The sequence below is a fragment of the Porphyrobacter sp. AAP60 genome (genome assembly GCF_001296025.1).
In the GTDB taxonomy this organism is placed as follows: domain Bacteria; phylum Pseudomonadota; class Alphaproteobacteria; order Sphingomonadales; family Sphingomonadaceae; genus Erythrobacter.
Genome location: NZ_LJHV01000002.1, coordinates 580,970 through 603,883, shown reverse-complemented (window position 1 = coordinate 603,883; position 22,914 = coordinate 580,970). Strand labels below are relative to the sequence as shown.

Annotated in this window: 21 protein-coding genes; 11 read left to right on the top strand and 10 right to left on the bottom strand. The window is 61.3% G+C overall.

From position 1 onward, the window contains the following. Window position 1: 1 nt before the first annotated feature. Entirely contained in the window at window positions 2-1,195 is a 1,194-nt protein-coding gene (locus tag IP79_RS03440; RefSeq protein WP_054117815.1) for an MFS transporter, read from the bottom strand. 142 nt (window positions 1,196-1,337) lie between these two features. On the opposite strand from IP79_RS03440, the gene IP79_RS03435 reads away from it, so the two are divergent. From IP79_RS03435 to IP79_RS03420, 4 genes are all read left to right on the top strand, one after another. After that, window positions 1,338-2,501 (top strand): acyl-CoA dehydrogenase family protein, encoded by a 1,164-nt coding sequence (locus tag IP79_RS03435; RefSeq protein ID WP_054117814.1) that lies wholly within the window; start codon window positions 1,338-1,340, stop codon window positions 2,499-2,501. A 107-nt stretch (window positions 2,502-2,608) separates the two neighbouring features. Further along, on the top strand, window positions 2,609-2,911 hold the full coding sequence (locus tag IP79_RS03430) for an FtsB family cell division protein (protein WP_054118013.1): 303 nt from the start codon (window positions 2,609-2,611) through the stop codon (window positions 2,909-2,911). Between the two features lie 155 nt (window positions 2,912-3,066). Next, on the top strand, window positions 3,067-4,152 hold the full coding sequence (pdhA, locus tag IP79_RS03425) for a pyruvate dehydrogenase (acetyl-transferring) E1 component subunit alpha (protein WP_054117813.1): 1,086 nt from the start codon (window positions 3,067-3,069) through the stop codon (window positions 4,150-4,152). Between the two features lie 3 nt (window positions 4,153-4,155). Continuing rightward, window positions 4,156-5,532 carry a pyruvate dehydrogenase complex E1 component subunit beta gene (locus IP79_RS03420; RefSeq protein WP_054117812.1) on the top strand — a complete coding sequence of 459 codons (1,377 nt, stop codon included), beginning with the start codon at window positions 4,156-4,158 and terminating at the stop codon, window positions 5,530-5,532. A gap of 30 nt (window positions 5,533-5,562) precedes the next feature. On the opposite strand, the gene IP79_RS03415 is transcribed toward IP79_RS03420, so the two are convergent. Genes IP79_RS03415 through IP79_RS03405 form a run of 3 tightly spaced genes read right to left on the bottom strand, consistent with a single transcriptional unit; the run spans window position 5,563 to window position 8,812 of the window. Then, window positions 5,563-6,252 (bottom strand): TadE/TadG family type IV pilus assembly protein, encoded by a 690-nt coding sequence (locus tag IP79_RS03415; RefSeq protein WP_054117811.1) that lies wholly within the window; start codon window positions 6,250-6,252, stop codon window positions 5,563-5,565. Beyond that, a complete protein-coding gene (locus IP79_RS03410; RefSeq protein ID WP_054117810.1) occupies window positions 6,249-6,863 on the bottom strand; it encodes a TadE/TadG family type IV pilus assembly protein in 615 nt (204 codons plus the stop codon). The genes IP79_RS03415 and IP79_RS03410 overlap by 4 nt, the downstream gene beginning before the upstream one ends. After that, window positions 6,860-8,812, bottom strand: coding sequence for a pilus assembly protein TadG-related protein (locus tag IP79_RS03405; RefSeq protein WP_197273721.1), 1,953 nt, complete (start codon window positions 8,810-8,812; stop codon window positions 6,860-6,862). Before IP79_RS03405 ends, IP79_RS03410 begins: the two co-directional genes overlap by 4 nt. A gap of 210 nt (window positions 8,813-9,022) precedes the next feature. Between IP79_RS03405 and IP79_RS03400 the strand changes: the two genes are divergently transcribed. Beyond that, complete coding sequence (locus tag IP79_RS03400) at window positions 9,023-9,685, top strand: squalene/phytoene synthase family protein (protein ID WP_156318059.1); 663 nt, start codon at window positions 9,023-9,025, stop codon at window positions 9,683-9,685. Between the two features lie 271 nt (window positions 9,686-9,956). On the opposite strand, the gene IP79_RS15900 is transcribed toward IP79_RS03400, so the two are convergent. Together IP79_RS15900 and trmFO are read right to left on the bottom strand one after the other, a co-directional pair. Next, on the bottom strand, window positions 9,957-10,151 hold the full coding sequence (locus tag IP79_RS15900) for a hypothetical protein (protein ID WP_197273720.1): 195 nt from the start codon (window positions 10,149-10,151) through the stop codon (window positions 9,957-9,959). A gap of 51 nt (window positions 10,152-10,202) precedes the next feature. Beyond that, window positions 10,203-11,588, bottom strand: coding sequence for a methylenetetrahydrofolate--tRNA-(uracil(54)-C(5))-methyltransferase (FADH(2)-oxidizing) TrmFO (gene trmFO, locus IP79_RS03390; protein ID WP_054117806.1), 1,386 nt, complete (start codon window positions 11,586-11,588; stop codon window positions 10,203-10,205). Between the two features lie 67 nt (window positions 11,589-11,655). Between trmFO and IP79_RS03385 the strand changes: the two genes are divergently transcribed. Next, window positions 11,656-12,324 (top strand): lysoplasmalogenase family protein, encoded by a 669-nt coding sequence (locus IP79_RS03385; protein WP_054117805.1) that lies wholly within the window; start codon window positions 11,656-11,658, stop codon window positions 12,322-12,324. An 88-nt stretch (window positions 12,325-12,412) separates the two neighbouring features. On the opposite strand, the gene gyrA is transcribed toward IP79_RS03385, so the two are convergent. Beyond that, complete coding sequence (gyrA, locus tag IP79_RS03380; protein ID WP_054117804.1) at window positions 12,413-15,223, bottom strand: DNA gyrase subunit A; 2,811 nt, start codon at window positions 15,221-15,223, stop codon at window positions 12,413-12,415. Window positions 15,224-15,547: 324 nt separating this feature from the next. Between gyrA and IP79_RS03375 the strand changes: the two genes are divergently transcribed. The 3 genes from IP79_RS03375 to IP79_RS03365 all read left to right on the top strand — a co-directional run bounded on the left by IP79_RS03375 (window position 15,548) and on the right by IP79_RS03365 (window position 18,472). Continuing rightward, complete coding sequence (locus IP79_RS03375) at window positions 15,548-16,903, top strand: hypothetical protein (protein WP_197273719.1); 1,356 nt, start codon at window positions 15,548-15,550, stop codon at window positions 16,901-16,903. A gap of 136 nt (window positions 16,904-17,039) precedes the next feature. Further along, window positions 17,040-18,011, top strand: coding sequence for a lipoyl synthase (gene lipA / locus IP79_RS03370; protein WP_054117802.1), 972 nt, complete (start codon window positions 17,040-17,042; stop codon window positions 18,009-18,011). Further along, window positions 18,011-18,472: a type II toxin-antitoxin system RatA family toxin gene (locus tag IP79_RS03365; RefSeq protein WP_054117801.1), complete on the top strand. Its 462-nt coding sequence runs from the start codon at window positions 18,011-18,013 to the stop codon at window positions 18,470-18,472. Before lipA ends, IP79_RS03365 begins: the two co-directional genes overlap by 1 nt. Here the strand turns inward: IP79_RS03365 and IP79_RS03360 are convergent. Genes IP79_RS03360 through IP79_RS03350 form a run of 3 tightly spaced genes read right to left on the bottom strand, consistent with a single transcriptional unit; the run spans window position 18,433 to window position 20,701 of the window. Beyond that, window positions 18,433-18,945 (bottom strand): CinA family protein, encoded by a 513-nt coding sequence (locus tag IP79_RS03360; RefSeq protein ID WP_054117800.1) that lies wholly within the window; start codon window positions 18,943-18,945, stop codon window positions 18,433-18,435. The genes IP79_RS03365 and IP79_RS03360 overlap by 40 nt on opposite strands. A 5-nt stretch (window positions 18,946-18,950) precedes the next feature. After that, window positions 18,951-19,517 carry a hypothetical protein gene (locus IP79_RS03355; RefSeq protein WP_054117799.1) on the bottom strand — a complete coding sequence of 189 codons (567 nt, stop codon included), beginning with the start codon at window positions 19,515-19,517 and terminating at the stop codon, window positions 18,951-18,953. Then, window positions 19,514-20,701 carry a bifunctional 2-C-methyl-D-erythritol 4-phosphate cytidylyltransferase/2-C-methyl-D-erythritol 2,4-cyclodiphosphate synthase gene (locus IP79_RS03350; protein ID WP_054117798.1) on the bottom strand — a complete coding sequence of 396 codons (1,188 nt, stop codon included), beginning with the start codon at window positions 20,699-20,701 and terminating at the stop codon, window positions 19,514-19,516. Before IP79_RS03350 ends, IP79_RS03355 begins: the two co-directional genes overlap by 4 nt. Before the next feature lie 77 nt (window positions 20,702-20,778). Between IP79_RS03350 and dusB the strand changes: the two genes are divergently transcribed. Together dusB and IP79_RS03340 are read left to right on the top strand one after the other, a co-directional pair. Further along, window positions 20,779-21,795 carry a tRNA dihydrouridine synthase DusB gene (gene dusB / locus IP79_RS03345; RefSeq protein WP_054117797.1) on the top strand — a complete coding sequence of 339 codons (1,017 nt, stop codon included), beginning with the start codon at window positions 20,779-20,781 and terminating at the stop codon, window positions 21,793-21,795. A gap of 3 nt (window positions 21,796-21,798) precedes the next feature. Further along, window positions 21,799-22,914, top strand: coding sequence for a two-component system sensor histidine kinase NtrB (locus IP79_RS03340; RefSeq protein ID WP_233994060.1), 1,116 nt, complete (start codon window positions 21,799-21,801; stop codon window positions 22,912-22,914).

Sequence of the window (22,914 nt, the reverse complement as noted above, 5' to 3'; positions counted from 1 at the left end):
CCTAAGCCAGTGCTTTCCAGCGCCGCTCTGCATGGAAGGCCAGCGCCAGAACGCAGGCCGACATTACCAGCATCAGCGCGCAGGTTCCCGCCCATCCTCCCGAATCGTACACCGCCGTGCCCGCCGCGCTGCCGATTGCGCCGCCGATGAACATGACGACGATATAGGAGGTGGTCAGCCGGGTGCGGATTTCGGGCGCGAGAGTGAACATTGTCATCCGCCCGGTCACATCAATGGTCGGGCCGACCATGTTGACGATCAGCAGCGGCAGCAGCAGCGCCCAGATGTTGAAGCCGAAGGGATAGAACAGCGCGATCCCGGCAAACTGGATCACCGCTGCCACCAGCCGGGCTTTGCGCGGCCCGACCTTGTCTGCCCAGCGCCCCAGCCGCGGGGTGGTGAAAATGCTGATCGCCGCAATTCCGGCCAGATAACCCACATCATCGGTGCCATATCCCAGCGCGGGGCTGGTCAGGTGCAGCGCCATGGCCAGCCAACTGGCGGTGAAGATCGCGAAATTCAGCCCCTGAATCGCGGCGGAAATCCGCATATCGGGGTGCTTGGCCGCCAATGTGAAAACCGAAGCGATCAGCGCGCCATATCGGGCTTGCGGTTGCTTTGCCGGGGCCGCCTCGCTGCGCATGGCGATGGGAAGAAAAGCAGTTACCGCCGCCATCAGCGCCAGCGCGCCGACATAGACCGCGTGCCAATCGGCATATTCGGCGATGATGCCTGCGCCCATGCGCGCCACCAGAATGCCGAAGATCACCCCGGCGGTCAGCTGCGCGGTGACTTGCCCGAGGCGTTCGGGCGCGACCCGTTTCGATGCGAAGGCGGGGATCAGGTAAGGCGCGATGGTGAAAAAGCCGAGCACTGTCGATGCGGCGGTGAACAGCACGAAATCCTGTGCCAGCACCATGCCCAGCAGGCACAGCGTTTGACCCGCTACAAAAACAAGGCACAGGCGGCGGTTGGAATAGAAATCACCTAGTGGCAGCAGCAGCAAAATGCCCAGCGCCAGCGCCAACTGGTTCAGTGCCGGCACAATCCCGATCTCTGCCGCGCCGATGCCGAAAGCGCGGGCGACCTCGCCGATGATCGGGTGAATGTAATAGGCATTGGCCGTCACCACCGCGATGGTCACGGCCAAGGCCCATTCCTGCGCGCGGGTGAGATAGGTGGGGGAGGGCTCCATCGCGCGCGCCCTATCGGATCACGAAGCGCCTGTCAGCGCGCAGTTTTGCCGGGAATCGCGCGGGTGCTGGCATTCTCGTCAGGTGGACAAGGCTGGCCGGTGCGGGCTAGCAGCCGGAGCATCTGCGAAACAAAGGCCCGCCATGCACAATCAAAGCCACGAAGACCTCGCCGAAATCCGCCGCGCCGTTCGCGGGTTGTGCGAGGGATTTCCGGGTGAATACTGGCGCACCAAGGATGCGGCGCGCGAATACCCCGCGGAGTTTGTTGACGCGCTGACCAAGGCGGGGTTCCTCGCCGCGCTGATCCCGGCAGATCACGGCGGCAGCGGGTTGAGCCTTGAGGCGGCCTGCGTGATCATGGAGGAAATCCAGGCGAGCGGGTGCAACGGATCATCCGCCCATGCGCAAATGTACATCATGAACACGCTGCTGCGTTATGGAAGCGAGGCACAAAAGGCCGAATACCTTCCGCGCATCGCCAGTGGAGAATTGCGCCTCCAGGCCTTCGGCGTCAGCGAACCGACCAGCGGTACCGATACCCTCAGCCTGAAAACACGCGCTGTCAGGGACGGCGATGAATATATCATCAGCGGCCAGAAGATATGGACTAGCCGTGCCGAATATTCCGACCTGATGCTGCTGCTCGCCCGCACCACCCCGCGCGAAGAGGCGGCGAGCAAGACCGAAGGCCTTTCGATCTTTCTTGTCGATATGCAGGCGGCCCTGCAGAACGGCATGAGCGTCAAACCGATCCGCACCATGATGAACCATTCATCCTGCGAGGTGTTCTTCGATGATCTGCGCATCCCTGCCAGCGCGCTGGTGGGGGAGGAAGGCAAGGGCTTCCGCTACATCCTTTCAGGCATGAACGCCGAACGCATCCTGATCGCGGCCGAGTGCATCGGGGATGCCAGGTGGTTCATCGGGAAAGCCACCGCTTACGCCAAGGATCGCAGCGTGTTTGCCCGCCCCATCGGCCAGAATCAGGGCGTGCAATTCCCGATTGCGCGTTGCTACGCCCAGATGCGCGCTGCCGAATTGATGGTGCAGCACGCAGCGCGGGTTTACGATGAAGGTGGCAATCCCGGCGAGGAGGCCAATATGGCCAAACTGCTTGCCTCCGAAGCCAGCTGGGCTGCGGCGGATATGTGCGTGCAAACCTTCGGCGGGTTCGGCTTTGCCGAGGAATATGATGTCGAACGCAAGTTCCGCGAGGCGCGACTTTATACTGTTGCGCCGATATCGACCAATCTGATCCTGTCCTATCTGGCCGAACACGTGCTCGGCCTGCCACGGTCTTACTGAAACCGTCCTGAATCACACGGTTTTTTGCGCGGGCTGGCGCAATGCTCTTGCAGCGGCGCGGCAAGTATGATTCTGTCGCACCTTCGGCAGGGGGGATCAGGCCAGCAATGCGTAATAACGGATCGGAAAGCAGACTGAAGCAGGCTTTGGCGCTGGTTGCGCTGTTGCTGCTGGCAGGCTTTGCTGTCGCCGGACCGACCGGCGTACTGGCGTGGAGCGAAAATGTCTCCGCGCTCGAATCCCGCAAGGCTGATATTGCCCGCCTGACTGAGAAGCGTGATGCTTTGCGTAACCGGGTGATGCTGCTCGACCCCGAAGCCGCCGATCCCGATCTTGCCAGCGAGCTGGTGCGCGAACAACTGGGCGTGATGCGCGAAGACGAAGTCGTCATTACCCTCGACGACGAATAGGCTTCCGCGCCGGTCATCTGCTGATTTCGTATGCGTTCGGCGCATTCCGCTACGGCTTGGCGTTGCGCCCCTGACCAGACCTTGCCTATAGACGGATGATAGCATCCGACGCGCTTCTCCTCCCCACGAGTGCGCCACAGAGAGGAAACCTTGTCTTGGCCAAACAGCCTGCCAAGCCGTCCGCGGCAGCAAAGAAATCCGTCCCCAAAGGCGGTGATACCGATTTCACCCTCCATTCGCTGCAAGACGCCTTCGAAGCGAAGAAGCGTTACGCCGCCAGCGACGAGGAGATGATGGAATTCTACCGCCAGATGCTGCTGATCCGGCGGTTCGAGGAAAAGGCGGGCCAGCTTTACGGGCTCGGCCTGATCGGCGGGTTCTGCCACCTTTACATCGGACAGGAAGCAGTCGCCATCGGGCTCCAAAGCGCGCTCGATAATGATCGTGACAGCGTCATCACGGGATACCGCGATCACGGCCACATGCTCGCCTACGGGATCGATCCCAAGGTGATCATGGCGGAACTCACCGGGCGCGAAGCCGGGATCTCCAAGGGCAAGGGCGGGTCGATGCACATGTTCTCGACCGAGCATAAGTTTTATGGCGGCCACGGGATTGTCGGCGCGCAGGTTGCGCTGGGCGGGGGCCTCGCACTTGCCCACCAGTACAACGAGGATGGCGGCATCTGCCTTGCCTATTTCGGCGACGGTGCGGCCAACCAGGGGCAGGTCTACGAAACCTTCAACATGGCGGCGCTGTGGAAGCTGCCGATCGTGTTCGTGGTGGAAGACAACCAATACGCGATGGGCACCGCGACCAAGCGGTCGTCAGCTGAAACCGCGTTTTACCGCCGGGGCACGGCGTTCCGCATTCCGGGCATGGAAGTGAACGGGATGGACGTGCTCGAAGTGCGTGCGGCCGCCGAAGTTGCTTTCGCCCACGTCCGCGCAGGCCATGGCCCGGTGCTGATGGAATGCAACACCTATCGCTATCGCGGGCATTCCATGTCCGATCCGGCCAAGTACCGCACCCGTGAGGAGGTGCAGGATCAGCGTGACCATCACGATCCGATCGAACGGTTGAAAAAGACCCTGATCGAGAGCGGCAAGGGCGAAGACGAATTGAAAAGCATCGACAAGGCGATCCGCGCCGAAGTGGCCGAGGCGGCCGATTTTGCCGAGAACTCTCCCGAGCCGGAAGCGAGCGAACTCTACACCGATGTTCTGGTGGAGGAGTATTGAGCCATGGCGATTGAACTGAAGATGCCGGCGCTTTCGCCGACGATGGAGCAGGGCACGCTCGCCAAGTGGCTCAAGGCCGAAGGCGACCGGATCGAGCCGGGCGATATCATTGCCGAGATCGAAACCGACAAGGCGACGATGGAATTCGAAGCCATCGACGAAGGCGTGCTGTCCAAGATCCTGATCGAGGCGGGAACCGAAGATGTCGCGGTGGGCGCGGTTATCGCGCTGATCGAAGGGGAGGGGGAGGAATCCGCTCCCACCCCAGCGCCAGCACCGGCCGAAGCGGAATCGCCCGCACCTGCACCAACACCAGAAAAGGCACCTGCTCCCAAAGCAGAAAAGGCCCCTCCGGCTGAAAGCTCTGCTTCCGATCCCGCCATCCCTGAAGGCACCAGCTTGGTCAGCACCACCGTGCGCGAAGCTTTGCGCGATGCGATGGCCGAAGAAATGCGCAGCGATCCGCGCGTCTTTGTGATGGGTGAAGAAGTCGCCGAATATCAGGGTGCCTACAAGGTGACCCAGGGCCTGCTGGACGAATTCGGCCCCAAGCGCGTGATTGACACCCCGATCACCGAATATGGCTTTGCTGGCATCGGCACGGGTGCGGCGATGGGCGGGCTTCGTCCGATTGTCGAATTCATGACCTTCAATTTCGCCATGCAGGCGATTGACCACATCATCAACTCGGCGGCGAAAACCAACTACATGTCGGGCGGGCAGATGCGCTGTCCGATCGTGTTCCGCGGCCCCAATGGCGCGGCGTCACGCGTCGGCGCGCAGCACAGCCAGAACTACGGCCCGTGGTATGCCAGCGTCCCTGGCCTGATCGTGATCGCGCCCTATGATGCGGCTGACGCCAAGGGGCTGCTGAAGGCCGCCATCCGTTGCCAGGACCCGGTTGTGTTCCTTGAAAACGAACTGGTTTATGGCCGTAGCTTCGATGTGCCGGACATGGACGATTACGTGTTGCCGATCGGCAAGGCGCGGATCGTGCGCGAAGGCAGCGATGTGACCATCGTCACCTACTCCATCGGTGTCGGCATGGCGCTGGAAGCGGCAGCCATGCTGGCGGACGAGGGCATCGATGCCGAAGTGATCGATCTGCGCACGCTGCGCCCGCTCGACAAGCAGGCCGTGCTGACCAGCCTTGCCAAAACCAACCGTCTGATCGTGGCTGAGGAAGGCTGGCCCACCTGCTCCATCGCCAGCGAGATCATCAGCATCTGCATGGAGGACGGCTTTGACCACCTCGATGCACCGGTGCTGCGGGTTTGCAACGAAGACGTGCCGCTGCCCTATGCGGCCAACCTTGAAAAGCTGGCGCTGATCAACCCTGCACGCATCGTCGAGGCGGCGCGCAAGGTGTGCTACAAATAGGAGCCCTAAAGGTAGTCCGTCCGGCTGTTATCAGACCGGGCGGGCTGCCGAATAGGTGGCGCAGCTGGCCGGAGGGCCGCCTTCGTGTATCCGGGTCAGGTCGCGGGAATCACGCACGTTGAAGGCGGCGGTGTAGTTGATCGTTTTGCCTTCAAAGACTCCGAACGGGGTCAGTGATTCGTAGTCATACGAAACCTCGACGAACATTACCGCTGTGCCCTGGGCTGCGGTGATTTCCCGTCCGGTTTCGCCCATGCCGGGAAAACTGGTGCCGGTTTTGCCATCGTCTTCGAAACCGTAGGACGAATTGTGCACCTTGGCACCGCGGCACCGTTGCCAGGCGATCCATTGCCCGCCGTCGTCATTTCGCTGCAGGCTGGAAACAATCACCCGGCCGCGTTCGAAAATACGGATGTTGTCACCCAGCTTTTCCGTGCCGACAAAGGCTTCGTTGACGTCGCGTTCAAACACCTTGCGTTCGATCAGCACGTCCTGTTCACCTATGCGCGAGGTTCCGTCGGCGATTTGCATCGCAACCTGGCTTACCTGCATGTGAGTGATCACATAAAATGCGGTATCCGTCCCTATCATTCCCATGGCGAGAATGAGCGGAGCGGTGAAGGCAAACTCCACCATCGCAACGCCAGATTTGTTGTGCGCCAATTTGCGCGCAAAGCGGCGGCCCGGAATGCGGAACGGGTTTCGCATTGCAACAGTCATGGGCAGTTCCCGGTATCTGTCGAACGATCCTGTTCATCGAAAGGCTGGTTGCGCAGCACGGTCGAAGCGCTCAGATTTACGTTTTCCGGCATCCCGGCCAACCCGTACATCGGGAACAAGCGGCGATAGCTGACATTGGCGGTGTAAAGCACGGCATCGCGTGCGCCGCCGATCCCGCTTTCTCCGCGGTTTGCATCCCATTGTCCGTTGGAATTGGCATCAACGTATACTTCGTTGTTGTTGCAGACGCCGTCGCCGTTCTCGTCGGTGAACTCTTCGGCTTCACCGATGTCGCTGAAATCAAAGTGCGAAAGCCGTTCAAACGTGATCGTCGCACTAGGCGGAACAACGTTCAATATCTGCGCCCGTACCCGCGCATCAATCGCGGCTTGGCGGCTACCGGCATTCTCCAGCGTCAGGTCGCGCCCGGCCTTCTGCATCGTCCCGTGCAGCAGTGAACTGGTATATTGCGTGTGTGCCATGTCGAAAATGCCCATCACGATCAGGATCAGAACCGGCGCGACAAAGGCAAACTCGACCAGTGTGACGCCGCTGCTGTCGTGCGACAGGTGGCGCGGCGCAAGGCGGCGAAGGTGTAGGCGGCCGATCATTGGGTCAACCTCAATGCTGCGATCTTCTGCGCAATCTCCTGGAAAGCACTGGTAAGCGCGGCGTTATTGCTGGCCTGATAGGCACGGCCGGGAGAGGCGCAGCTGGTCAGTTCCGGTGTCAGTTCGGTGCCGAAGGCGACCACCCAGACCGTGATGTTTTCCTGGCGGGCAGCACGGCATGCGACCTGAAAACGCGCTTCATGGCGATCATTGAGGCCCGTGGAACCATCAGTCGTAATGCGCCGGTCCCAAGGCTCGACACCATAGGACGAATAGACCGAAGCGTTGGGAGCAAGTGCCCCGTCGGTCATAAACACGATGTGCCGTGCGATGGCATCGCCATTGGGTGCGGCTTCGTTTTCGGAGCGGAAAATGCCGCGCGGCGAAATATAGCGCGCACCCCAGATCATGCCGAGATCGTGATAGGTGCCCCCGAAGGCTACCAGTGAATCCACATATGCCCGAAGGTCGACGCGGGTCCACTCGTCCAGCTTGCGGGCTTCACGGACACAATGGGTGAACGGCCGCCAGTTGTTGTTATCGCCGCTGGCAATGTTTGCAGTGGTGGCCTGGCCGCTGCCGTTGAAACGCCGCCAGATGGCATTGTTCAACTGCGGCTTCCACTTCTGTGCCTCGTTTGTGGGAACAAGATTGATGTTCAGATCGAAGGCATTGGCTGGCACCGGGCTGAAGTTGCCAGTGTTCACCGTGTTCGCTTCTTCGATGCAGCCATCCCAGGTCAACGTTTGCATGGCGCCATTAGTGCCGGTGGGCATCTGTATGGTTCTGGTGTTGTAAAGCGAGCTGAGGTTGACGGTTTCCCATCCCACCGGGCTGCCCGCAGGGTTGTTCACACCGCAATTGCCGGTCGCGCCCGGTGTTACGCTGCAATAGACGTAATCCTGGAACTGGTTGACTGTGACCTGCTCCTGCTTGCGCACTGTTGCGCGGCACCCCGCACGGGCGCTCGAGCTGCCGCCAGACCAGACGTTGAGGCGATATTCCGGGTTAGACACTCTCCAGCGCTCAGCACCAACCGAATAGGTAACCCCGTTCATGTTGAGACAACGCGAGCGGTCTGTGGAGTCAGCCGTGAACACGCTCCAAGAAGAATTGTTGAACCGGTAATGGTCCGTGTTGCCCGAACCGAAATTGCTCGTGAAGCGCGGCACCCATTCCACCTGATTGGAACGGGTCTGCCATTGCTGCACGTTCTGGAACCGCGGCACGCGCGATTGATAGGAATGCGTATCCGCCAGATACTGGCGCGGCAGATCAAAGCCTACGTTGATGGTGTGGGCGTAAGGCACCAGTCCGTAACGGACTTGTGCGGCAGCCGAAGTCGCGGATTCAACGGTGTCGTAAAAGCTCATCACCGCGTCGCGCAGGCCGACAATCAGCGAGTTTGAAGCCTCTACGTTGTTGTTGTTGCCGTTCGTGCAGCCCGCAATGTTGTTATCGGGGCAGTTCATCGACCCGGTCACGTCGAGCACGAATACGATGTCGGTATTGGAAATGTTGATTTCGGCGCTGCAAGTCACCGAAAGGTCGAAATCGCCGAAGCCGAATGCCCCCATGATCGTGGTGGGCAGGGTGGCGCTTGCGGTGCCGGTGACAACGCCTTCGCCATCACTGGTGTAATCGCGTACGCGTTCTTCGCTTCCGAAGATCCCGTCGTCGAAGTTCTGGTCGAAGAAATTCAGGCCGATTGTCCGGTGTTCCGAAGTGAAGTTGTCATCGACCATTGCCCGGCGCGCTGCCAGTGCGCCCGCATCGCAGGCTGCCTGCATGCGCGCTGCGGTCATATAATAACGACTGGCGTCAACGCCGCCGCCCACCATGGCCAGCAACGGGAACATTGCCGCAGCGGAGATCGCAATGGTATTCGCGGCTGTATCGCACAGCAGCGAACGCAGAAACGGCCTTCTTGCCGGTGTCTTTCGTTCCATCGGATGCATATCCTTCCCCGACATCCCGCGCAAAAATGGCGCAGGAATTCCAGTTGCACCCGTCGGCCATAATCCACTCTGGTAATCGGAATACGAAGAACCATGGTTAGCAAAGGGTTAAACCTGCCCTCAGGGCTGGATTACGGCCTTGCGTCCCGTTCGGAGACAGTTTGCTTGCCAAGCATGAACCCACAGCGGTAGGCCGCGGGAATGATGCCTTTCGATAGCTCTGATCCTTTGCCACCTGAGGCTGATCTCGCTCTGGCCTGGAGCCCGCCAGCGGTGCGCGGGCCAATGGCTGCTGCGTTCCAGCTCGACCGGCGGCTCGCCAGGATTGTGGCCCGTACGACCGAGCCGATGCTGGGCCAGATGCGGTTGGCGTGGTGGCGTGATGCGCTGGGAAAGCCTGTCGCAGATCGCCCGCGCGGGGATGTGGTGCTCGACGCTATCAGCGCCGAATGGGCCGGCCGCGAAGCTGCGCTGGCGACAATGGTGGACGGGTGGGAGGTGCTTGTTACCGCCGATCAGCTCGATCGGGACGCAATCGAGGGGTTCGGAGCGCAGCGGTCAGCCATCTTCGGGGCTTTGGACGGTGATCTTCGTCCAGCAGAAGCAGAAATGGTCGCGGCTGCAGGGTTTCGCTGGGCATTGGCCGATGCTGCGGGCAGCGTTTCGGACGCTGGTGAGCGGGCAATGCTGATCGATGCCGGGTTGGGGCGCAGTGCACCGCGAGGACGGATGCCGCGCCCTTTGCGCGGGTTAGCGGTGCTGAATGCTCTGGCCGTGCGCAGCTTGCAGCGTGGCGGACGTCCGATGATGGAGGGCAGGGGTGCGCCGCTGATTGCGATGAGAGCGGCTATCTTTCTGACCTGATTAGGTATATTTACCAGGTGAGTGCAGCAACAGGGGGCAGACCGTTGCGACAGGCAGTTCTGGGTGTGATCGGCGGGCTCGCGCTTGCCGGAGTTGGTGTGGTGTGGTGGCAAGGCCGCGCCGAGATCGAAAGCAGCGCACCGCCGCCGCCGCCTGTCGAGGCGCCGGTGCTTGATCCCGATGCCCTGCCGATGGCTGATCCCGGCGATCTGCAAGGCCCGGCCCCTCCCGAAGTGAGCGAACTCAGCCGCGAAGAACAGCGCTTCTTCCGCTATGATCGCAACCGTGACCGGCTGATCACGCGCAACGAAATGCTGTCGACCCGCACTGATGCCTTCCGCAAACTGGACAAAGACGGAAACAACCTGCTCACCTTTGAAGAATGGGCGGTCACTACAGTGGAAAGGTTCGAAGCGGCCGATGTTGATGGCAATGAACGGCTGACTCCACGCGAATTCGCCGCCACTGCACCCAAGCCAGCGGCGAAAAAGCCTGCCTGCAAGTGCTGACCGCGCCCTTAAACGGGAACAGCCTCGCGTGTATCGGCGATCCAGCGGGCCAGATCATCCTTGGCACGTGAGGTGTAGGCTTCTTTGCGCACCTTCTTGCCGACATCGTGCAAGGGGGGAAACAGGCCGAAATTGACGTTCATCGGTTGAAATGTCTCGGCTGCGGCATCGCCGGTGATGTGGCTGAGCAAGGCGCCGAGCGCAGTCGTCGCGGGGAGGGGCTGCCATTCGCGACCTGCCAATTCGGCCGCGGCCATCATGCCGGCCACCAGCCCGATTGCCGCGCTTTCTACGTACCCTTCACAGCCCGTCACCTGACCTGCAAAGCGGATATGCGGCGCGGCTTTCAGGCGCAACTGGCGGTCCAAGACCTCCGGCGAATTGAGGAAGGTGTTGCGGTGCAGCCCGCCAAGCCGCGCGAATTCGGCGTTTTCCAGCCCCGGAATGGTGCGGAACAGTTCCACTTGCGCAGCATATTTCAGCTTGGTCTGGAAACCGACCATATTCCACAGCGTGCCCAGCTTATTGTCCTGCCGCAGCTGCACCACGGCATAAGGCCACCGCCCCTGCGGAAATTCAGGTGTGGTATCGAAAGGGTTGTCCAGCCCGACACCCTTCATCGGGCCATAGCGTAAGGTTTCCCACCCGCGCTCGGCCATTACCTCGATCGGCATACAGCCATCGAAATAGGGCGTGTCCTTCTCCCACTGCTTGAATTCGGACTTTTCGCCTTCGAGCAGCCCTTGCACGAAAGCCCGGTATTGCGCCTCGTCCATCGGGCAATTGATGTAATCGCCTCCTTCGTTCGATGCGGCGTTGGTCTTGTTCCAGCGCGACTGGACCCAACATTTGCTCATGTCGATGCTGTCGTGGTGGATGATCGGGGCAATGGCATCGAAGAACGCAAGCCGTTCGGCTCCTGTGGCGCGCACAATGCTGCCCGCCAGCGCTTCGGCCGTCAGCGGCCCGGTAGCAACGATGGTCAGACCGGCAGCGGGCAGGGCATCCACCCGCTCGCGCACGATTGTGACATTGGGGTGGCTGGCAAGCGCCTTTTCCACCTCGGCCGAGAATACGTCGCGGTCTACCGCCATGGCGCTGCCAGCAGGCACCCGCGCCACTTCGCCCGCGCGCATGATCAGACTGTCCAGCATCCGCATTTCATGATGCAGCAGGCCGACTGCGTTCTTGGTGTCATCATCCGAGCGGAAGGAGTTGGAACACACCATTTCGGCCAGGCCATCGGTCTGGTGCGCCGGGGTCATGTCCCCGCCGCCGCGCATCTCGGACAGGCGCACGCGCAAGCCTCGCTGCGCCAGCTGCCACGCCGCCTCGCTCCCGGCGAGGCCGCCTCCGATAATGTGCACATCGTGCATAGTCGCAATTGCGGTCATGGCAGGGCACGTAATTGCGTGTTAGCGCGCCTGCAAGCCCAACGGCTGAAACGAGGACAGGCAGGCAATGGCGAAACAGGCGCTGATCGAACAAAGACCATGGCTGCTGGCGAGTATCGCGGCGGCGATCGCGTTTTATTTTCTGCGCGATAATCCGGTGGGCGAGGGTACCTGGGGTTTGCTTGCCAAAGGTGCTTCGGTGGGTCTGCTCGCGGTCTACGCGCAGGCCCGGGTTCCGCGCGGCAAGCGGGGGCTCGACGGGTTGCTATTGATTGGCGCACTGACGCTGGCAGCGGCAGGCGATGTCGCCATCGAATTGGATTTTCTTGTCGGCGGAGCGTTTTTCACCGCAGCCCACTGTTTTGCTGTGGCGCTGTATCTGCGCAACCGCCACGCCCGCCCTTCGCCAGTGCAGAAAATGATCGGGTTAGCGCTGCTGATAGGCACGCCGCTGGTTAGTTATATCCTCAGCGGCCAACAGTTGCAGGTCGCACTTTACGCCGGTTTCTTGGGAGCGATGGCGGCGGCGGCGTGGATGAGCCACTATCCGCGCTATCGTGTCGGCACCGGGGCAGTGCTGTTCGTGGTGAGTGACTGGCTGATTTTCTCACAGCTAGGCACTTTTGATTTCGCGCCGCTGCCCGATCTTCTGATCTGGCCGCTTTACTTCGCCGGGCAGGTGATGATCGCGACCGGCATCGTGCAATGCTTGAGAGGCGAGCAGCCCGTCAGGTAGCGATTGCTGCTTTTTTAGGCACATGGAAAACGGGCAGCCGACTTGTTGATCGACTGCCCGTTTTTTGATCACCATTCGCGATTGGCTGTCAGCTGAGGGGCGGCTCGCTCGCGTTCGCCGTGTTGTTCAATTCGGCTGCGATAGCTTCTTCCGCTGGATTTTCCGGCTCTTCGGTCTCGTCGATCAGTGCCGCGCCAACGATGTGTTCGCCCTTGGCGACATCGAAGATGCGCACCCCCGACGAACTGCGTCCGGAGATAGAGAAGCCCTTGAGGCTCTCAAACCCGCCTTCCACCATGTGGCGGAAATCGATGTCGAGCCGGATCAGCTTGGCCTGATCGGTCACCAGCATCAGCTGCGATCCGTGCTTGACCGGGAAGCTTGCCACCACCGGGCCGTTGCGTTCCGGGTTGCTTTCCGGCGTTCCGATATTGGTGATACCCTGGCCGCCGCGTGATGTGGTGCGGTATTCATAGGCAGAGGAGATCTTGCCATAGCCATTTGCGGTGATGGTGAGGATGAACTCCTCGCCACCGGTCATGGCTTCGACCTGTTCGGCGGGCAGGGCGGCTTGCGCGTCGTTGTTCTTCCATGCCGCTGCACGCAGGTAAGCCTCGCGCGTTTCCATGTCGGCGGTGAGGGGATCGAGCACCGCCATGCTGACGACCTTGCCGCCCTTTTTCAGGCTCATGCCCCGCACGCCGATGCCGGTGCGGCTCTTGGTTTCGCGCGCATCGGTCGCGGCAAAGCGGATCGCCTTGCCCGAATCGCTGGCGAGGAAGATCTGCTGTTCTTCGGTCAGCAGTTGCACGCCGATCAGCCGGTCACCCGATCCTTCGACAAAGCCCATCGCGTATTTGCCCGCGGTCGGCACATTGGTGAAGGCGTCCATCGAATTGCGACGCACCATGCCCTGTTCGGTGGCGAACACGATGTTGAGATTGGCCCATGATGCCTCGTCTTCGGGCAGGGGCAGCACGTTGGTGACGCGTTCCTCGTCGCCCAGCGGCAGCAGATTGACCATCGGGCGGCCTTTGGTCTGCGGCCCGCCTTCGGGCAGCTTCCACACCTTCATCCGGTAAACGCGGCCCGTGTTGGTGAAGAACAGCACGGGGTTGTGGGTGCTGGTGACGAACAGTTCGACCACTGCGTCTTCGTCTTTGGTTGCCATTCCGCTGCGGCCCTTGCCGCCGCGCGCCTGCGCCCGGAAGGTGTTGAGCGCCGTGCGTTTGATATAACCATCATGCGTGACGGTAACGACCATCTCTTCGCGTTCGATCAGGTCTTCGTCTTCCAGACCATCCCAGGCCGGCGCGATTTCGGACAGGCGCGGGGTGGCATAAGTGGCGCGGATTTCGGCCAGCTCGTCGCGCATCACGCCATACAGCTTCACCCGATCACCCAGGATCGAGAGGTATTCCTCGATCGAAACTGCGAGGGTTTTCAGCTCGCCGCCAATTTCGTCACGGCCCAGCGCGGTCAGACGGTGGAGGCGCAGTTCGAGGATTGCACGCACCTGTCTTTCGGACAGGCGATAGGTGCCGCCTTCCTGGTCGGCATCGGGATCAATCGCCTCGACCAGCCGGATATACTGCGCGATGTCGCCGATCGGCCATTCCTTGGCCATCAGGCGGGCACGCGCTTCGGCGGGGTTCGGGGCGCTGCGGATCATCGCCACCACTTCATCAAGGTTCGACACCGCCACCACGAGGCCGAGCAAGATATGCGCACGCTCCCGTGCCTTGGCGAGTTCGAACTTGGTGCGCCGGGTGATCACTTCCTCGCGGAAGGTGATGAAGGCGGCGATGAAATCGCGCAGGCGCAGCGTTTCGGGCCGTCCGCCGCGGATCGCCAGCATGTTCGCAGGGAAGGATGATTGCGCCGGGGTGTGCCGCCAGATCTGGTTCAGCACCACTTCGGGCGTGGCATCGCGCTTCAGATCGATCACAACCCGCACACCTTCGCGCGAGGATTCGTCGCGGATGTCGGAAACGCCCTCGATCCGCTTTTCCTTGGCGGCTTCGGCGATCTTTTCCACCAGATTGGACTTGCCGACCTGATAGGGGATCGAGGTGAAGACGATGCTTTCGCGCCCTTCGCTCTTGGCACCGCGCGTGGATTCCACCTCGTGGCGGCACCGCATCAGGATCGACCCCCGCCCGGTGGTATAGGCCTGACGTGCCCCATGCGTACCGAGGATCAGCGGCGCAGTGGGAAAATCGGGGCCGGGGATATATTCGATGAGTTCTTCAGATGTGATCGCCGGATTGTCCATATAGGCAAAGCAAGCGTCGATCACTTCGCCAAGGTTGTGCGGCGGCACGTTGGTCGCCATGCCGACCGCGATCCCGCCTGCGCCGTTGACCAGCAGGTTGGGAAAGCGCGCGGGCAGAACAGTCGGCTCCTTGCGGCTGCCGTCATAGTTCTCGGTGAAATCGACCGTATCCTTGTCGAGATCGTCGAGCAGACTGTTGGCCACCCGCGCCAACCGCGCTTCGGTATAACGCATGGAGGCTGGCGGATCGGGGTCCATCGAACCGAAGTTGCCCTGACCATCGATCAGCGGCACCCGCATCGACCACGGCTGCGTCATGCGCGCCAAGGCATCGTAAATCGCGCTGTCGCCATGCGGGTGATAGTTACCCATCACGTCGCCGACGATCTTGGCGCTCTTGCGGTAAGGCTTGCCAGCGACGAACCCGCCTTCCTGACTGGCGAACAGAATCCGCCGGTGAACCGGCTTCAACCCGTCACGCACGTCCGGCAACGCGCGGGAGACGATCACGCTCATCGCGTAATCGAGATAACTCGATTTCATTTCATCGACGATGTCGATGCGTTCAAATCCGCCCATCGGTACCGGGGCGGTGGAATCGAGAATGTCGCTGTCGTCGCTCAAGGCTTGGCCCGTTTCTGCTGGTGTTCTTTGCGTGCGTTCAAAAGCCGCTGTGGCGGTGGCCCCGCAAGGCCGTTGCTTTGACCCTATCTAGTGCCCCAAGCCCGCTTGCGCCACCTTTGCCCGCGAACACAGCGCGAACAGGCGGCGTTTTTCCACATATGCCGCATCGTGAACGGATTGTCCTGCGGGCATTCAATGGGCGTTCAGCACGGCTCGTCTAGCGACAATTGCAAATCTGGGCCGAGCCGTTCAAAGGCGAGGGCAGATGTTATGGCAGCGTTAAACGCCGATCAGGCATGCGCTGCGTTAGTTCTGGAGGATGCAGTGACCAATTTGTCTTCGCCCCGTCTTCGTAACGCCGGCCTTGCCCGGCAGCTGGCGCTTGCCATCGCTCTGGCCAGTGGCACTGCCGTGTTGGCGGTTCCCGGATTTGCCGATGCAGCCCATGCCCAGAAGCGGAAAAAGGAAGAAAAGGCCGATCCCGCCAAGCCGGTCTATTCGAAGGAGTTCGTTGAGGCCTATCAGCCGGTGAGCACCGCCGTAGAGGCGGAAGGAACCGATGTCTCCGGCCTCAAGCCGCAGCTGACTGCGCTGGTTCCGCTTGCAGTTTCGCCTGACGAGCAGATCGCGGCCGGTGGGTTATTGTTCAACGCCGGGATCAAATCCAAGGACAACGCCCTGCAGTTTCAGGGCGTGGAAATGATGCTCGCCAGCGGCAAGATCAAACCGGAAGAAGCCGGGCGTTTCAACCTTGTGGCATTCCAGGTCGCGACCAGCCTCAACCAATATGAAAAGGCGCGCAATTACCTGCAGAAGGCCATCGATCTCAATTATGCCGCAGAAGGCGTCACGACGTCCGACTTGCAGATGAACATGGCTGAGCTGTATTTCAGCGAAGATCGCAATGTCGAAGGTCTGAAATATCTCAGCGATGCCATTGCGCAGCGCAAGGCCCAGGGTCAGCCGGTCGATCAGAAATGGTATCGCCGCGGCGTGTCGGTGGCTTACACCAATGAAATCGTGCCGCAGGTCTATGATTTCGCAACCGCTTGGGTGATCGACAATCCCCAACCGGAAAACTGGCGTGATGCCGTCAACCTGACGCGTAACCTCAACGACTTCGACGGCCCGGTGATGCTTGATCTGCTGCGGCTCGGCAAGAAGGTCGGCACGCTGAAGGATAAGAACGATTACATCTTCTACATCGAGGCTGCCGATGCCCGTCGCCTGCCGATGGAAGTGAAGAATTTGATCGAAGAGGCGCGCGCTAACGGGACGATCCCCCGTGGGTCCGACACCTATGTTGATGAACAGATGGGAGTCGCCAGCGGCCGGATTGCAGGAGACCGTGCGGAGCTTCCTGCGCTGGAAAGAGATGCCAACGCCGGTAACGCCCAGCTTCGCACAGTGATCGCAGCCGGAGATGCTTTTCTCAGCTATGGTGAATACGCCAAGGCGGTCAATTTTTACGAAAAGAGCCTCGGGATGGCCGGTGTTGATCGCAATCTTGCGTTGACCCGTCTCGGCATTGCCCAGATCGGCGCAGGCGATGCTGCTGCTGCGCGCGAAAGTCTGGCGCAGGTCGACGGCGTGCGTGCCCCGGTTGCGAAGTTGTGGAGCGCCTATGCTGCACAGCAGGGCGGCATGGCCGCAGCAGCACCGGCTGCGACCAGCATCTGATCCTGCATCAAGCAAACATACAATGGGGAGCGCCGGACATACCATCCGGCGCTCCCCTTTTTTGTTATGGCATGTGCCGCAATTGCAAGCTGCCGCGTGCTTGCGGCACGGGCCTGTCGCGCCTAAATGGCATCCTATGAACGATCTCGCCAGCACGCCGCAGCCCGTCCCGTCCGAAGACAGGCCCGCCCGCCAGCGCAAGCCGGACTGGATCCGCGTGCGCGCGCCGGTCAGCGAAGGTTATCACGAAACCCGACGTCTGATGCGCGAGCTTAACCTCAATACGGTGTGCGAAGAGGCAGCGTGCCCGAATATCGGTGAATGCTGGACGAAGAAACACGCCACGGTGATGATCCTCGGCGATGTCTGCACGCGGGCCTGCGCCTTCTGCAACGTCAAGACCGGGATGCCGCGCGCGGTCGATCCGTTCGAACCGGAGAATACGGCCATCGCCGCGGCCAAGATGGGCCTTCAGCACATCGTCATTACGAGCGTTGATCGTGATGATCTGCCCGATGGCGGTGCATCGCAGTTCGTCAAGGTGATCGAGGCGCTGCGTCGCAACACGCCTGACACCACGATCGAGATTCTCACGCCCGATTTCCGCGGCAAGATGCGCCGCGCGGTGGAAATGATCTGCGAGGCCGGGCCGGATGTTTATAACCACAACCTCGAAACGGTGCCCCGGCTTTATCCCAGCATCCGCCCCGGTGCGCGTTACTATGCCTCGCTGCGGCTACTTGAAGAGGTGAAGGCCCATAACCCGCTGATCTTCACCAAATCGGGCATTATGCTGGGGCTGGGCGAACAGCGATTGGAAGTCCATCAGGTGATGGATGACATGCGCTGCGCCGAAGTCGATTTCATGACGATGGGCCAATATCTCCAGCCCACGCCCAAGCACGCGACGGTCGAGGAGTTTGTCACGCCCAAGGCATTTTCAGCCTACGGTGCGATCGCGCGGGCCAAGGGCTTCCTGCAGGTTGCCGCGACCCCGCTGACCCGTTCGAGCTATCACGCGGGAGATGATTTTGCGGTGATGCGCAAGGCGCGCGAAGAAAAGCTGGCCAAAGAACATGGCCGCGCCGGAGCCAAGGCTGGCGCCTGATGCCCGGTATTCGCGAAACCCGCCGCCTGCCTTACAGCGCGGAGCAGATGTTCGATCTGGTCGCGGATGTGGGCCGTTATGGCGAGTTTTTGCCGTGGGTCATCGCGACCCGCGTACGCTCTAACACCGAGACCGAGATGGTCGCTGACATGGTGGTGGGCTTCAAGGCGATCCGGGAGAGCTTCACCTCGCGCGTCACCAAGGCCCGCCCGCGCGAGATCGCCGTGCACTACCTTGACGGGCCGTTGAGTGATCTGGACAATGTCTGGACGTTCCGCGCCGTCGATGCGACCACTTGCGAGATCGATTTCCTCGTCGATTTTACCTTCAAGAACCGCTTGTTCGAGAGGATCGCCGGGCAGTATTTCGACAAGGCCTTCCGCAAGATGGTAGAGGCTTTCGAAAAGCGCGCGTCGCAGCTTTACGGCAGCAGCAATTCGAGCGCGCAGAACGTCGCCTGACGGCGGATCTCGGCTCTGCCATCAGGGCCTTCGCCGCCATCAAAGAATTTGAGTTCCCCTTCGGGCTCGCCATCGGTGTTTCGGGTGACGCGCGCGAACACCACTGTGCCAACCGGCTTGTGCGGCGTGCCGCCGCCGGGCCCTGCGACCCCGCTGATAGCCACAGCAACATCGGCCCGCGACCGGTCTAGCGCGCCCTTGGCCATCGCCCAGGCGCAGGCAATCGAGACGGCACCAAAGGTTTCGATGATGTCACTGGCGACGCCCAGCATTTCCATCTTGGCTTCGTTGGAATAGGTCACGAAGCCGCGATCGAGCACTGCCGAAGATCCGGCGATTTCGGTCAATGCCGCAGCCACCAGCCCGCCCGTGCAGCTTTCCGCCAGCACCACCTTGCGGCCGGCGGCGGTGTTTTCGGCGACCACACGGGCGGCGAGCGCGGCGATATCGTCAGGCAGGAGGGATAGCGGCATCGGGTTTACTTCTTTGCCTGCACCGCAGCAGGTGCTGCGCCGCAAATGGGTGGGTTCTTGAGATCGGCCATTTCTGCGATGAAGGTGAACAAGCCACCGACGTTTTCGGGCGGCAACGGGGCGATAAGTGCCAGCCCGCGCTCGATCTTGCTGCAACTGTCGCCCTTGATCTCGCCCGCGATCATTTGACCGACCAGTCCGTCGACGAAGGGTCGCAGCGCTTCTTCGGGCAAGGCGGTGAGCATCGCACCCATGTCCGAATTGGCTCCGCCACCGGCATTGGCTTCATCGGCCATGAATGTCTTGATCAAGCGGAATGCGCCCGGCCAAGCCTTGTCCTGACCGCCGCGGAATGTGGCGATGAAATCCTCCCCCCCGGTGGCCATAAAACCATTGCTCGTCAGCCGGTTGGTGCAGGCCGTGCGGGCGGCATCATAGGCGATCGGCATGGCGTAAACCACTGCATCACCCAGATCGGCAGCGGCCACGCAGGCCTGCTGCTGGGCCTGCGCAGCTTGCGCAGAGGCAAGGGCGGCAAGGGCAAGGGTCGGTGCAATCAGACGAGGGTTCATGTGCTGCTTCCTTGTGGTGCAAGTGTGAGAAGGACGATGGCCTGGGCGGCAATGCCTTCGCCGCGTCCGGTAAAGCCGAGTTTTTCGGTGGTCGTGGCCTTGATGCTGACGGCGCCTTCGCCGGTGCCCATGATTTGAGCAACAGCGGCGCGCATGGCAGGGCGGTGCGGTCCGATTTTGGGGGCCTCGCAGACCAGGGTCAGATCGACATTGCCTATTTCGTAACCAGCATCGCGGGCGAGCCCGACTGCGTGTTCGAGAAACCGCGCAGAACGGGCACCGCGCCATTGCGGATCGCTGGGCGGGAAGTGTGTGCCGATATCGCCCGCACCTATCGCGCCCAGCACGGCATCGGTGATCGCGTGCAGCGCCACATCGGCATCGGAATGGCCCGAAAGGCCCATGTCATGCGGAACCTGCACCCCGGCGAGCCACAATTCCTCCCCCGCTTCCAGCCGGTGAACGTCATATCCCTGTCCGATGCGGAAAGCGGGAGCCGGGGCATTGGCGGCGGTCATGGGGTCGGCAAAATCCTCGGCAAAGGTGATTTTCTTGAGGCGTTCGTCGCCATCGACCAGCGCAACTGAACCATTGCTGGCCAACAGCACCTGCGCATCGTCGCCCGCGTCGGTTGGGCCTTTCCACGCACGATGCGCGGCAAGAATGTCGTCAAAGCGGAAGGCTTGCGGGGTTTGTACCCGGCGCAGCGCCTCGCGGTCGGCCTTGCCGCTCATCAGGTCGCCATCGGCCACCGCGATACTGTCTACCACTGGCAGCACCGGGATCGCACCCGCATAGACCTCAAGCATATTGACCAAAAGCTCAGTGACCTGCTGCGGCAAGTCTGGACGGGCCGCGTCATGAATGAGCACCCGTGCGCAAGAGCCATCATCCATCGCATCGAGCGCCTTGCGCACAGAGTCCTGCCGGGTCTCGCCGCCGGTCACAAGCCGGTAACTATTCATACCTGCAAGCGCCGCCGCCGCCGCTTCCTCGGCTCCTGCGGGAATAGCCACCACGACTTCAATCGCACCCTGGTCGAGCAAAGCCTCGACCGAATGGCGGATCAAAGGCTTGCCGCGCCAATCGCGGAACTGCTTGGGTGTGTTTCCGCCCACGCGCAGACCCTTGCCTGCGGCAACCACGATGGCGGCAAAGGGAGGAAGGGCGGGGGCGCTTGCCATAGCGGGTTTCGCTTAAGGTCTGGACGCGCTTTCGGCAATCCACTATGCGCCTGCCCAATTATTAGGCACACGACATCATGACCGCGCTTCCCACCCCTCCGGCGATCAAGCCCATTGCCATCGGCCCTGTCACAGTTGCCGAGCCCGTGCTGCTCGCTCCGATGACGGGCGTGACCGACATGCCGTTCCGCACACTGGTTAGGCGTTATGGATCAGGCCTCAACGTCACCGAGATGATCGCGAGCGAGGCCGCAATCCGCGAAACCCGCCAGAGCCTGCAGAAGACCGCATGGGACCGGATCGAAGAACCGGTGTCGATGCAGCTGGTCGGTTGCGATCCTGCCAGCATGGCCGAGGCTGCCAAGCTTCAGGAAGGCAATGGCGCAGCGATCATCGACATCAATTTCGGCTGTCCGGTGCGCAAGGTTGTCGGCCAGCTCGCGGGCAGTGCGTTGATGCGCGAAGTGCCGCTGGCGGTGCGATTGATGGAAGCCACCGTGAAGGCAGTGAAAGTTCCTGTTACGGTCAAGATGCGGATGGGCTGGGATCACGACAGCCTTAACGCACCTGATCTGGCACGGATGGCCGAGGATATTGGCGTGCAAATGATCACTGTCCACGGTCGCACGCGCAACCAGATGTACAAGGGCAGCGCCGACTGGGCTTTTGTCCGCAAGGTGAAGGAAGCCGTGAACGTCCCGGTCATCGTCAACGGCGATATCTGCACTATCGACGATGCTGCCAAGGCGCTCGAACAATCCGGCGCAGATGGCTTGATGATCGGGCGCGGCGCTTACGGCAAGCCGTGGCTGCTGGGGCAGGTCATGCACTGGTGGCGCAGCGGAGAAGCGCGCGCCGCCCCCGGTATCGACGAGCAATACCGGCTCGTGGTGGAACACTATGAAAGAATGCTCGATCACTATGGCCGCGACACGGGTGTGAAAATGGCGCGCAAGCATCTGGGCTGGTACACCAAGGGCCTGCATGGATCGGCCGAGTTTCGCAACATGGCCAATTTCATCGACGATGCCGATCAGGTGCTGGGCGAGATCGAGCGCTTCTATACCCCGTTTTTGATGCAGCAAGCAGCCTGACGGGTGCCAACTACCCCCACCCACGAGCGTGCTGCCGTATTGCTTGAGGCTGCAATGCGGCCCGACTCGGCCTCGCAGATTGCAGGGCTGATTTTCGCTCTGGTTCTGATTAATCCCGAAGGGCTGATTGTAGAAGCCAATCACGCCGCCGAAGTCTTGCTGGGCACCAGCGCCAACCGTTTGATCGGCACAAAACTGATCGATCGCATTGGCCCGATCGATGCCAGGGTCGAGGCACGTTTGATGAGAGCCGACGATGCTCTTGTCGCCCGGGATCTGGTGATCCGGGTTGGTGCGGCAGATGCTCGCGTCAACCTCACAGCCTCACCGTTGAGCGGCTATCCGGGCTGGAGTGTGGTTACACTGTCACAGATCGGCCACGATGAGGCCGCGCATCCTGCTAGCGGCGATGCGATGCTCGGCGCACCGGCAGTGCTGGCGCATGAAATCAAGAACCCGCTCGCCGCGATCCGCGGGGCGGGCCAGTTGGTGGCGCGCAAACTTCCGCCCGAAGACCAGAAACTGGCGCGAATGATCACAGACGAGGTCGATCGCATTGCCCGTCTGATCGACCGGATGCAGCAATTGGGCAGCACGCGCACCGGGCCAGTGGATGCCTGCAATCCCCACGAAGCGATCCGTACAGCGGTATCTACCATGCGGGCTGCCGGGACCGAGCGCGGCGATTTCGAGATACGCGAAGAATTTGACCCCTCGCTCCCTCCGGTTCTGGCCAATCGCGATGCGCTGGAACAGGTGTTGATCAATCTCATTTCCAATGGCCGCGATGCTGCGGTTTCGACGGGTGAGCCTGCACTGATCACGGTGCAGACCCGGTTTGTCAGCGGTCTCGCTTTCAGCGCGATCCGCAATGGCCGCGCTGTGCCCTTGCCGATCGAAATCACTATCAGCGATAACGGGCCGGGCATCGATCCCAGCTTGCGGGATCACGTGTTCGAACCCTTTGTCTCGTCCAAGCCTTCTGGCCAGGGGCTAGGCCTTTCGCTGGTTCGCAAGCTGGTGCGGGACATGAACGGCAACGTCAGCCACGAACGCGATCACCGTGCCGGGCTCACCCATTTCCGCCTGCATTTGCCGCAAGCGCAGGATGAAAGTTGA